Source organism: Marinobacter sp. CP1, from assembly GCF_001266795.1.
In the GTDB taxonomy this organism is placed as follows: domain Bacteria; phylum Pseudomonadota; class Gammaproteobacteria; order Pseudomonadales; family Oleiphilaceae; genus Marinobacter; species Marinobacter flavimaris.
Genome location: NZ_CP011929.1, coordinates 872,935 through 884,642 on the forward strand (window position 1 = coordinate 872,935; position 11,708 = coordinate 884,642).

The following is an 11,708-nucleotide window of genomic DNA, read 5'->3' on the forward strand; positions in this document are numbered from 1 at the left end:
GGCAGCGCGAGGGCGTTCATTGCAGGCAAAGGGGAACCAAAATGGCACAACTACCGAAACGTGCAAGAGTCGTAATCATTGGCCAGGGCGGTATCGTTGGCTCCTCGGTAGCACACCACCTGATCGAACAGGGCTGGGATGACATCGTAGGGCTGGAAAAATCCGCCATTCCCTCCGACATCGGCTCCACCTCCCACGCCTCGGATTTCTGCTTCACCACTTCCCACGACAAGCTGAACATTTACACCACCAAGTACAGCCAGGCGTTTTACGAAAAACGCGGCAATTACGTGAAATGCGGCGGCATGGAAGTGGCCCGGTCTGACGACGACGAGCGGATGGACGAGCTTCGTCGCAAGGTGGGTTCCGGAAAAGCGTTCGGCACCAATGTCAGCATGATCTCGCCCAAACAGGCAAAGGAGCTGTTTCCATTGCTGGACGAAAGTCAGATCCAGGGCGCGATGTGGGATCCGGATGCCGGGCTGGTAGTGCCCCGCTCCCAGAGTGTTGCCGGCGACCTGGTGGAAGAAGCCGTGGCCACCGGCAAACTGCAGGCCTTTGCCTACACGCCGGCCATCCGCATTGATGTCCAGGACGGCCAGGTACGTGGCGTGGAAACCCACAAGGGCTACATTGAGACCGAATACGTCGTTCTCTCCATGGGCATATGGGGGCCCCTGATGGCCAACACCGCGAACGCGCCCCTGCCACTGATGCCACTGGAGCATCCGTTGCTGTTTTTCGGGCCCTACGAAGAGCTCAATGGCACCGGCAAGCAGATTGTCTATCCCCTGTTCCGCGACCAGGGTAATTCCGCCTATGTGCGGGACACCGGCGACCCGACCACCACCGAAGGCGGCCGTATCGAGTGGGGCTATTACGAAGCGGAAAACCCGCGGCTGGTCTACCCCGGCGCCATTGCGGAGCCCGGTGATGCGCGGATGTCCCCCTCAATGCGGGATCTTTCACTGGACCAGGTCATGGACGCCTACGAAAAAGCCATTGAGATGACGCCGATCCTCGGCGAACTGGGCTGGGAAGAGAAACACTCTTTCAACGGCCTGCTGTCGGTCACACCGGATGGCGGTTCACTCATGGGCGAATCCCCGGAAGTCCGTAACCTGTGGTTCTGCGAGGCGGTCTGGGTCAAGGACGGCCCGGGAGCGGGCAAGGTCCTGGCCGACTGGATGACCCACGGCTCCCCGCAGATGGATCCCCACAGTATCGATATTGCGCGTCATTACCCGCTGCAGAAAACCCCGGACTACGTGTACAACCGCTGCTACGAGACGGCCAAAAAGATCTACACCCCGGCGGTTCACCCCCGTGAGCCGTACCTTACCGGTCGCAAGATGCGAACCAGCCCTTTCTACCTGAGGGAAGTGGGTCTGGGTGCTTACTTCATGGAGGCCGCAGGCTGGGAGCGTGCTCACGGTTATGCAGCCAACGAGTCCACCCTGCTGGCGAAATACCGCGACCGGATCCCGGTGCGGGAACACGAATGGGACGCCCGGCACTTCTGGGAGGTATCCAACGCCGAACAGCTTGAGATGAGCGAATCCGTGGGCATGATCAATCTCTCGCACTTCGCCATCTTCGACATTTCCGGTGATAACGCCGAAGCGCTGCTGGAATATCTGTCGGTTGCCAAAGTCGGCGGTACCACGCCCAACGGCAAAGGTGTCTACACCCATTTCCTCGACGAGCGCGGGGGCGTGCGTTCCGACCTGACCATCATTCGGCGGGGCGCGCAAGACTATCGGGTCGTCTGCGGCGGCGACACCGGCCATCGGGACTATTGCTGGATCACCCGTATGGCCCGGGAGAAGGGGCTGGACAACATCCAGGTGCATGACCGCACGGACGAACTGGCGACCCTTGGCCTCTGGGGACCAAAGGCCCGGGAGACATTGGCCCAGTTCGTTACCGACCCGGACCAGTTGTCCGCGGACAATTTCCCGTTTGCCACCGTCCGGGAACTGAACATTCGAGGGGTCCCGGTCTGGGCCTTCCGAATATCCTACGTGGGCGAGCAGGGCTGGGAGCTCTATTTCCCCTTCAGCTATGGCCTGAGAATCTGGGACCTGCTCTACGATGCGGGCGTTACGCCGGTGGGCATTGAAACCTACGCCAATACCCGTCGCCTGGAGAAGAGCCTGCGACTGCAGAACGTGGACCTGGAAACGGAATACAATCTCTACGAAGCCGGTTTGCAACGACCCAAGGTCAAAGAAGCCGATTTTCACGGCAAGGCCGCGTATCTGGAGCAACGGGAGTGGCCACGGCAATCGGCCTACCTGTGCACGATGACCATGACCGAGCACCGGGATGCCAACGGCATTCTGCGCTACCCGGTTGGCCAATGGCCGATTCTGGACCCACAAACCGGTGAAGTGCTGGTGGATAGCCACGGCCGCCGCTCTTACAACACCAGTGTGGCGTGGGGGCCTTCGGTGAGGAAGATCATTCTGCTGGGTTACATCCCCGTCGAGTACGCCCAGGAAGGGCGTGAGCTCACCCTGGAATACTTCCAGGAGCACTACCCTATCCGAATCGAAGCGGTGGGTTACCGGGCACTGTTTGATCCGGACAACGAGCGAGTCAAATCCTGACCGGGTTCAGAGAAGAGGCGCGGTGGTCAACACTCAATGATGTTGACCGCCAGCCCTCCCCTGGCGGTTTCCTTGTATTTATCCAGCATATCGCGACCGGTTTCCCGCATGGTGTGTAGAACCTTGTCGAGCGAAACGTAATGCTTGCCGTCACCCCTCAGGGCCATGATGGCGGCATCGATAGCCTTAACCGAGGCCATGGCGTTGCGCTCGATGCAGGGAATCTGCACCAGCCCACCGATGGGGTCGCAGGTCATGCCCAGATGATGCTCCATACCGATTTCCGCGGCATTTTCTACCTGTTCCGGTGAACCGCCCGTTGCCGCAGCAAGCCCGGCCGCGGCCATGGCACAGGCCGAACCCACTTCGCCCTGGCAGCCCACCTCGGCCCCGGAAATGGACGCATTTTCCTTGAACAGCACACCAATGGCACCGGCGGTGAGCATGAAACGCACAATGCCGTCCTCGTCCGCCCGGGGACAGAATTCCCAGTAATAGTGAAGCACGGCGGGGATAATCCCTGCTGCGCCGTTGGTGGGCGCCGTCACAATCCGCCCGCCGGCGGCATTTTCCTCATTGACGGCCAGGGCATAGAGGTTTACCCAGTCCAGTGCACTCAGGGAAGGTGAAATCAGGTCCACCCGCTGCTTGTCCATCAGCGACCGATACAGCGACGCGGCCCTGCGCCGGACCTTGAGGCCACCGGGCAACTCGCCCTCGTGCTGAATGCCGCTCTGTACGCACTCCCGCATCACCTGCCATAGCGCCAGAATGCTGCTACGAACCTCCTCTTGCGTGCGCCACGCCTGTTCGTTGGCAGACATAATGTCGGCAATGGCCAGGTTGTGTTCCCGACACAGCTCCAGCAACACCCTGGCACTGCTGAATGGGTATGGCTGTGGGGTGTCATCCTCGCGCACCTTCAGGGTGCCCTCAACGGTTGCATCCACCACGAACCCACCGCCGACCGAATAATAGCTTTTCTCGAACAGGCACTGCCCGTCGCGGTCGAAAGCCTGACAGGTCATGCCGTTGGGGTGCTCGGGAAGGGATTTGCGGCGGTAATAGACCAGGTCGGTATTCTCACGGAATTCAATGGCCTGCTGCCCTGCAAGCAAGAGGTTTCCACGGTCGCGGATCTGCTCAAGACGAGCCGGCATTACCGCCGGGTCGATCTTGTCTGGTCGTTCACCTTCCAGTCCCATCATTACCGCAGGGCCGGTGCCATGCCCCTTGCCGGTGGCACCGAGAGACCCGTAAAGGGACACCTTGAGCCGACCGACAGAAGAAAGCAGACCCTCACTCACAAGAGACCCGGCAAATCTTCTGGCCGCCTCCATGGGTCCCACTGTGTGGGAACTGGAGGGGCCAATACCAACCTTGAACAGCTCAAACAGACTGACTGCCAATGTGTGGCCTCCTGTTGAGGAACGTAATTCAACACTAGCGCCAATCGAGGCCAATCGCATGCTTTTTGGCGACATGGAAACGATGATTTCCGACAGCAGGACACGTCGCGTTGAGTCCATCCTGGCATGCACCGTGTCGCATGTGGACCATCCGCATTATTGCCCCCGTCATAGAATAAAAGGAGTATGGAATTGATCACTTATTGCACGACTCGGATGCAACAGCTAGTGTTCAGGTTGGGGTGGTCGGTACGGACATTCCGGGTATTGGCCGGCGCAACTGGCCCAGGCAGGGCAAAGGGGGTTGTTTATGACCACTGATACCGGTTCGCAAACAGACAAGCCCGTCCAGCAGCCCTATCGGGTCGGCTTCCTGCTGATCGACAACTTTACCCTGATTGCCCTTGCCACGGCGGTTGAACCTCTGCGAATGGCCAACCAGCTGGCAGGCACCGAACTCTATTCCTGGCAACTGCTTACGGCCGAGGGCGATTACGCCCGCGCCAGTGACGGCATCACCATGGTCCCGGATGCCTCCATTCAGGAAGCGCACAGCTTTGATCTGGTCATCGTGGTCGCCGGGATTGATGTCACCCGCAGTTTCTCACGCAAGGAAGCGCACTGGCTGAAACAGATGGCCCGGCAGCATGTCCTGCTGGGAGCGGTCTGTACCGGCCCCTATGTGCTGGCCAGTGCCGGTCTGCTCGACGGCTACGCCTGCAGTGCCCACTGGGAATGCCTGGAAGCCATGCAGGAAGACTTTCCCCGGGTTCAGACCAACAACCGCCTGTTTACGGTCGAGCGTGAACGCATGACCTGCACCGGAGGCACGGTGCCAATGCACATGATGCTCAGCTTCCTGGCACGGCGGCATGGCCAGGAGCTCAGCAATGCCATATCCCACATGTTTGTCTGCGACCGGGTCCGGGAGGAGAGTGAGCAACAGCCCATGCCCATGCATCCGGGCCTGGCCCGGGCGCAACCCAAGCTGGCGGAAGCTGCCCAGCTGATGGAATCCAATATCGAAGAGCCGATCGAACTGCAGGAACTGGCGACTCTGGCAGGCATTTCACGCCGGCAACTGGAGCGGCTGTTCCTGAAGCACATGGGGTGCACGCCGTCGCGCTATTACCTGAGAGTGCGGCTGAACCGGGCGCGCCGTCTGCTCAAGCAGACTTCCTGTTCGATCGTGGAAATTGCCTCCATGTGCGGTTTCGTTTCCGCCACCCACTTCAGCCGTTGTTATCGCAAGACCATGGGGCGCGCGCCCAAGTATGAACGGATGGAAGTCTTTACTCCGGCCAGGGCGGACGGCCTCCTGACCGACACCATGGCCAGTTTACCGTCTTCATCCCTGCAGGCCCTGAAGCGGGCCAGGACCGAGCCCACTTACGGAACCTTTGAGGATTCCCCGGGGCACACTGTCCCAAGTTAAACCCAGTCTCAGGTTAACCCCACCACCAGGCCATTTTCATCCAGCGCAATGTCCAGGGCAGCGGGGCGCCGTGGCAGCCCCGGCATGGTCATAATGTCACCACAGACCGCCACCACGAACCCGGCTCCGGCCGCCAGGCGCACTTCCCTCACCGGCAACATATGCCCGGACGGCGCGCCCTTCACCGACGAGTCCACCGAGAAGCTGTACTGGGTCTTGGCAATGCACACCGGCAGGTGGCCAAACCCCAGGCTCTCGTATTCCTCCAGCTGTCGTTTGGCGATCGTTGTGAACTCCACGCTTCCGGCATGGTAGATACGGGTAGCAATGGTGCGAATCTTTTCCGCCAGGGGCAGGCTGTCTTCATAGAGGAATTTCACCTCCGGTTTGCCCTCATCCATCTGGTCCAGCACCGCCTGGGCCAGCTCAGTGGCGCCTTCACCACCGGTTGCCCAGTGATCCGCGGGCACTGCCCGCACGCCCAGCTCCTCGCTGATGGACTGGACCAGCGCCATCTCCTCCTCAGTGTCATCCGGGAAACGGTTGATGCACACCACCGGGGTCAGGCCAAACTGCTGCAGATTGCGGATATGCCGCTCAAGGTTGGCCGCCCCTTTTCGCAGCGCCGCCAGGTCGGGAATCCCCAGTTGGCTGCGGGGAATACCGCCCTGCATTTTGAGAGCCCGAATGGTGCAGACCACTACGGCGGCATCCGGGCGCAATCCCGTGTGCCGGCACTTGATATCAATGAACTTTTCCGCGCCCAGATCGGCACCAAAGCCCGCCTCGGTAACCACCACGTCGTTCAGGGCCAGCGCAGCCCGGGTTGCGGTGACGGAATTGCACCCGTGGGCGATATTGGCAAAGGGCCCACCATGAATAAACACCGGATTGTGCTCCAGGCTCTGCACCAGGTTTGGCTGCAGGGCTTCTTTCAGCAGTACGGTGAGTGAACCCTCGACACCCAGATCACGAACGGTTACCGGCGACATGTCCGAGCGCCGTCCAACGATGATATTTCCCAGGCGCTGCTTCAGATCCGCCCGGCCATCCGCCAGGCAAAGGATGGCCATGATTTCCGATGACACCGTGATATCGAACCCGGTCTCACGGGGCACGCCATGTGCCGCTCCGCCCAGGCCACAGACCATGTTTCGCAGCGACCGGTCGGTTATATCCATGACTCTGCGCCAGCTTATGTAACGCGGATCCAGCCCGGCTTCATTGCCCCAGTGAATGTGATTATCGATCAGTGACGCCAGCAGGTTATGAGCACTGGTAATGGCGTGGAAGTCGCCGTTGAAATGCAGGTTGATGTCTTCCATCGGGATCACCTGAGCCCGGCCTCCGCCGGCAGCACCACCCTTCATGCCAAAGCAGGGCCCCAGGGACGGTTCCCGCAGACACACGGAGGAACGCACACCCAGCCGGTTGAAGCCATCATTCAGCCCTACACTGGTGGTGGTCTTACCTTCCCCCGCAGGGGTTGGCGTAATGGCCGTCACCAGTACCAGCTTGCCTCTGGGTGCCGAGTCGGACGTATCCACGTAGGCCATGTCCAGCTTTGCCTTGTAATGGCCAAAGGGCACCAGGCTCTCCGCCGGCAAACCGAAACGCTGCTGCGCCAACAGCAGGATAGACTGGGACTGAACCGAACGGGCAATCTCGATATCCGGAGTGCCCGGCGGTGGAAACTCGGACGGCGCTGGCGTGTCGGGCGTCAGTTTACTGTACTGAAGACTCATGGCACTGCCTCCCTGTTGTTCTCGCAGGACCCACTGTGATCCCGAATCCATTGCGCTGACTGGCGCAGCCCCCCGAACGGAAACAGATGAATGCCCCGCAGCAACGTCTCCGGATTTTCCAGGCAGTACTGCACCAGCGCCCGGACCATATCGTCGGGTTTCCAGGCACCCAGCATCCGGGCACTGCCAGGGCGACGAAGCAGCATACGTGCGGATGCGCCTACCCCACACATAGCTGCATAAGCGATAAGCGTTTTAACCCGGGTTGGGCCCGCCATGCCGATATAGACAGGCACTTCTTCCAGAATATTGCCCAGCCCTTGCAGCCAGTCGATCACCACCTCAGCGTCGAAGGTGAACTGGGTGACCACCCAGAGCCTGGTAGCGGTCGTACGGGCGTATTCACGCTTGACGCTCAATGCCTGAGCCAGGGTTGCCCGATCCGCCATAGGATGGCCGTCCGGATGAGCCGCAACACCGATACCGTGGAACCGGAACTGGGCCAACAATCCCGATTCGAGCACGGCCAAAGTGTCGGGAAACGGGCCGGCCACGGCATCGCTGTCGCCCGCGATCAGCAGCAGACGGTCTACCCCGCTTTCATCTAATTGGGCCAACCAGTCCCGCAACTGCCCCCGGCTCTGGGCCATTCGGGCGGGCACATGCGGCACGGGCTGCATACCCAGATCCAGCAGACGACGGGACGCTTCCAGCGTGTCACTGAACTGCCCCTTTGGCAGGAAGGGCACGTACACGCAGGTGCCTGCCGGCAGAAGATCCGGCAAATGTTCTGTCGTCAGGATCTGGCGGGGTGTGGCCTCAATGGATGCCGAGCGCACCAGATCACGAAACCGTGCTGCTGCCTCCTCATCGGGCCGATTGAACGCCTGTCTTTCGCTAACCAGTGTCATAAACCGCGCACCCCATTGCCAACGGTGTTTACCCGACAGCTGTTATCGCCGGTTCTTCCCGTTCGGTTAATCGGCGAAGTCGATCCCCTTGGCCCGGGCTCTTTCGCGGGCGTTGGGATTCACCGAAGGCCGGAAGGGCACTTCCACCACTTCCGCCTCCACAGCGGTTGAACCATCCGCGGCGGCATATTCCACAGGAAGATGCACAGTCAGCCGCGTGCCGACAGCCCGAAGGTCAAACGGCACATACGCCAGCGCGATGTTGGTCTCAAGCTCCGGGGAGTACCAGGGGGAGGTAACATAGCCCTCCGCTTCGCCGCCGTCCGGGCCACTGATAAGCCAGAAATCGTTGGAGTAGTCAGTCACCTTGCCGCCGCCAAAACGGATGCCCACCATGATGTGGCTGAAAGGCGGGCGACCGGCGTCCAATTGCTCACGGACCTGCTCAAGCTTTTGCTTGCCGATGTAATCGGCCTCCTTGTTGCGCGGCACCTGGTAGGCCAGGTTGCACTGGAACGGCAGGGTTTCCTGATCCACATCCTGGCCCCAGGACAGAATGCCCGCAGCAATCCGGCGATGGTGGGCGGGCGCTATGACCCGCAGGTTGTGGGGCTCGCCCGCGGCAAGCACGGTATACCAGAGGTCCTCGGCGTATTTGGTCGCATCCTTGAGGTAAATCTCGTACCCCTTCTCTCCGGTAAAGCCGGTCTGGGACACGATCACGTCGTGGCCGGCCACCTGGCCTTCCATCAAGCCGTAGTAGGGAATGTCCCGGACGGCGTCGCCAAACAGGTCCGCCATCAGGGCTTCAGACTTGGGCCCCTGAATCTGCACGGGCGCCACATCGATTTCCGCAATGGTGACATTGAATCCCATGCCAACGTTTACGCCCCGCATCCACAGCTCAAGATCACTGTCGGAGAGCGAAAACCAGAACTCGTCCTCGGCGACCCGCAGCAGAACAGGATCATTGATGATGCCACCCTCTTCATTGCAGAGGATGACGTACTTGCCACGCATGGGCTTGATCTTGGTCGCATCCCGGGTGATCACGTAATTCACGAACCGCTCGGCATCCGGGCCTTTGACCTGGATCTGACGCTCAACCGCCACGTTCCACATGGTGACGTCGTGGATCAGCGACTCGTACTCCAGCATGGCGCCGCCGTCTTCCGGGCGAACATAACCCCGGGGGTGGTACATACGGTTGTAGACTGTCGCGCGCCAGCAGCCCGCCTCATAGGCCAGATGCCAGTAAGGTGACTTGCGGACCCGTGTGGAAATCAGCATCTCCACCGGCGTGGGGCCAGATTGGCGCAAGTTGATGGGAACGCGTCGATCAGACTGGTCGACGCTGTCGGGCTGGCGTGCCGCACCGGCCCGTTGTTGTGGATAATCCAGAAGTGCTTGCTCGAATTTAACAGCCATTGCTATCTCCCCCTTCCCGGGTTGTCGATAGCCCTAATGTGGCCCTCTTTGAGGTTGCCGGGAGGAACCAATACGACACTCAGTCGACTAAAAGCGTCAGAGGGACGGCAGCAGGCCTAGAGAATCAGTGTCAGACCGCCCGTAACGACAGCGAACAGCACGGACAACCAGATCACGGTCATCCAGGGGAAAGGCGGCGGGGGTGGTTCAATCGCCAACTCTTTTTCCAGGTAGTTTCTCAGCAAGCGGGTGTTGCGGGTGTTGGCTTTGTATACCGCGTCAAAGCCATCACCTATCACCGGCAGCAGGCCACCCAGGAAATCAATGCCCATATTGCGCAGCATGCGAAGCTTGACGTCCTTGCTGGCGCCCGCCCTCTGCGCTTCCACCAATACGTAGCCGGCCAGTACCAGGCCCACGGCGTCCCCCACCACGGGCAACAAGCCAATCACTGCCTCCGCACCTATTTTTATATTGGTAAACGGGATAGCAATGTTGCTGTCGGTGAACCGGCTGAATTTATCCAGCCGCTCCAGAATGGCCCGCTGCCGGGCTTCGGAAGGTTTCGGCATCTACGCTCCAGTTCCGGATTTCACTCCGGCTTTGCTCCGATTTCCTCAAACGCCTGTACCAGGGTATCCGGCTCCTGGGCGCCGGAGATCAGGTACTTACCGTTCACGATGAATGCCGGCACGGCAGAAACGCCGGCCTGCTGATAGGTCGCTTCGTCCTCCCGGACCACATTGGCGAATTCATCTGAATCCAGAATTTGCTCAGCCCTAGCGCGATCCAGGCCAAGGCTCTCGACGCAATCCAGCAACACGTTCGGCTCTGAAACATCCTCTGCCTTTCCGAAATAGGCCTCGAACAGCGCCTGCTTCATCTCCGTCTGCTTGCCCTGCTCAGCAGCCCACTTGACCAGTCGATGGGCATCGAAGGTGTTGCAGGTAAAACGTTCCTGCATTTTCTCAAAATTGAGGCCCAGATCCTTCGCAATCGTCATCATCTGGTTTTGGGTAGCGCGCATCTCATCCTCGCTCCGGCCGTACTTGCGGGCCAGAGCCGGCAGGATGGGCTCACCCTCACCCGTATGATCCGGGTTCAGTTCAAAGGCATGCCATTGGAGGCCAAATTCGTATTCAGACGCCAGCTGTTTCATGGCCTGCTCCAGGCGGGCGTAGCCAATGGCACACCAGGGGCAGGCGATGTCGGAAACAATGTCGATGTTGATCGTTTTCATGGCATATCCCGTTCATTGCATTTAGACACGATATCGTCAGCCTAACACGGGGACAGATCAGCCATCTCCCGCCAGATGCTCCCGGATCAGCTCCGCCATCTGCCGTGCAGGTTCAGTGGGGCGGCCCGATGGCCGGTGCAGAGCCATCTCGATGGATTGCAGGGCCGGCATTCCGCTTCGTTCGTCCAGAACACGCAACTGGGGCGTGAGCATATCGCGGGTTACCGGCACCACCGCCAATCCGGCCACTACCACTGGCATCAGCCCCGTCATCGACTGACTTGAGTAGGCCAGGCGCCACTGCCGACCCGCAGAAAACAGCGCCTGCTCCGCCACCTCCCTGAACACATCAGCACCCGGCGAGTAGAGCGCAAGAGGGATGGGATCTGTGAGGGACGGCTGTTTCTCGGCGCCGACCGCCCACACCAGTGGCTCCCGGCGAATCACTTCCCCCCCGGGGGAGCGGGTCTGGCGTGTTACAACCGCCAGGTCCAACTCACCGGCCTGCACCTGCTGCAAAAGCCTGACACTCGACCCGCAGATAACCTGAAGCTGAACCGCCGGAAACAGCTGGCTGAAATGGGAGAGCACGGAGGTCAGCAAAAACGCATAGTCTTCCGGGATACCCAGGCTCAGCTGCCCCGATACCTGCCGCTGCCGAAGCGAATCCAATGCCTCGTTGTTCAGGGCCAGCATCTTCCGGGCATAACCGATCAGCTGCTCGCCCTCCGCGGTAAACCGTATCCGCCGCCCTTCCCGCTCGTGAAGGGGCACCTCCAGCAGGGACTCCAGTCGATGCAACTGCATGCTCACGGTTGACTGGGTATAAGCAAGCCGGTCTGCAGCGGCGGTAACCGTTCCGGTGTCGGCAATGGCCAGTAGCGTTTGCAGCACGTTCAGATCAAGAATCCTGGGACGCAATCCATCA

Annotated in this window: 9 protein-coding genes; 2 read left to right on the forward strand and 7 right to left on the reverse strand. The window is 60.3% G+C overall.

The features are described 5' to 3' along the window. Positions 1–41: 41 nt before the first annotated feature. Positions 42–2,612: a GcvT family protein gene (locus ACP86_RS04135; RefSeq protein ID WP_053112832.1), complete on the forward strand. Its 2,571-nt coding sequence runs from the start codon at positions 42–44 to the stop codon at positions 2,610–2,612. 26 nt (positions 2,613–2,638) lie between these two features. On the opposite strand, the gene ACP86_RS04140 is transcribed toward ACP86_RS04135, so the two are convergent. Next, the gene (locus ACP86_RS04140) at positions 2,639–4,021 is read right to left on the reverse strand and encodes an L-serine ammonia-lyase (RefSeq protein ID WP_008172400.1); all 1,383 of its coding nucleotides are present in this window, start codon (positions 4,019–4,021) and stop codon (positions 2,639–2,641) included. A 310-nt stretch (positions 4,022–4,331) separates the two neighbouring features. On the opposite strand from ACP86_RS04140, the gene ACP86_RS04145 reads away from it, so the two are divergent. Continuing rightward, positions 4,332–5,456 carry a GlxA family transcriptional regulator gene (locus ACP86_RS04145; protein ID WP_008172402.1) on the forward strand — a complete coding sequence of 375 codons (1,125 nt, stop codon included), beginning with the start codon at positions 4,332–4,334 and terminating at the stop codon, positions 5,454–5,456. 8 nt (positions 5,457–5,464) lie between these two features. Here the strand turns inward: ACP86_RS04145 and ACP86_RS04150 are convergent, their stop codons facing one another. The 6 genes from ACP86_RS04150 to ACP86_RS04175 form a co-directional block, all read right to left on the reverse strand. Next, positions 5,465–7,201, reverse strand: a complete 1,737-nt coding sequence (locus ACP86_RS04150; protein WP_053112833.1) for a formate--tetrahydrofolate ligase — start codon at positions 7,199–7,201, stop codon at positions 5,465–5,467. After that, positions 7,198–8,112, reverse strand: coding sequence for a methylenetetrahydrofolate reductase (locus ACP86_RS04155; RefSeq protein ID WP_053112834.1), 915 nt, complete (start codon positions 8,110–8,112; stop codon positions 7,198–7,200). Before ACP86_RS04155 ends, ACP86_RS04150 begins: the two co-directional genes overlap by 4 nt. 66 nt (positions 8,113–8,178) lie before the next feature. Beyond that, positions 8,179–9,540, reverse strand: a complete 1,362-nt coding sequence (locus ACP86_RS04160) for a glycine cleavage T C-terminal barrel domain-containing protein (RefSeq protein ID WP_053112835.1) — start codon at positions 9,538–9,540, stop codon at positions 8,179–8,181. A gap of 116 nt (positions 9,541–9,656) precedes the next feature. After that, entirely contained in the window at positions 9,657–10,112 is a 456-nt protein-coding gene (locus ACP86_RS04165) for a DUF4112 domain-containing protein (protein WP_053112836.1), read from the reverse strand. A 20-nt stretch (positions 10,113–10,132) separates the two neighbouring features. Beyond that, positions 10,133–10,780, reverse strand: coding sequence for a DsbA family oxidoreductase (locus ACP86_RS04170; RefSeq protein WP_053112837.1), 648 nt, complete (start codon positions 10,778–10,780; stop codon positions 10,133–10,135). A gap of 57 nt (positions 10,781–10,837) precedes the next feature. Next, positions 10,838–11,701, reverse strand: coding sequence for a LysR substrate-binding domain-containing protein (locus ACP86_RS04175; protein ID WP_053112838.1), 864 nt, complete (start codon positions 11,699–11,701; stop codon positions 10,838–10,840). Positions 11,702–11,708: the final 7 nt, after the last annotated feature.

Bases quoted from the DNA above. Each gene is read 5' to 3' on its own strand.
- ACP86_RS04135 (WP_053112832.1), top strand. From the start codon at position 42: ATGGCACAACTACCGAAACGTGCAAGAGTCGTAATCATTGGCCAGGGC.
- ACP86_RS04145 (WP_008172402.1), top strand. From the start codon at position 4,332: ATGACCACTGATACCGGTTCGCAAACAGACAAGCCCGTCCAGCAGCCC.
- ACP86_RS04150 (WP_053112833.1), bottom strand. From the start codon at position 7,201: ATGAGTCTTCAGTACAGTAAACTGACGCCCGACACGCCAGCGCCGTCC.
- ACP86_RS04155 (WP_053112834.1), bottom strand. From the start codon at position 8,112: ATGACACTGGTTAGCGAAAGACAGGCGTTCAATCGGCCCGATGAGGAG.
- ACP86_RS04160 (WP_053112835.1), bottom strand. From the start codon at position 9,540: ATGGCTGTTAAATTCGAGCAAGCACTTCTGGATTATCCACAACAACGG.
- ACP86_RS04165 (WP_053112836.1), bottom strand. From the start codon at position 10,112: ATGCCGAAACCTTCCGAAGCCCGGCAGCGGGCCATTCTGGAGCGGCTG.
- ACP86_RS04170 (WP_053112837.1), bottom strand. From the start codon at position 10,780: ATGAAAACGATCAACATCGACATTGTTTCCGACATCGCCTGCCCCTGG.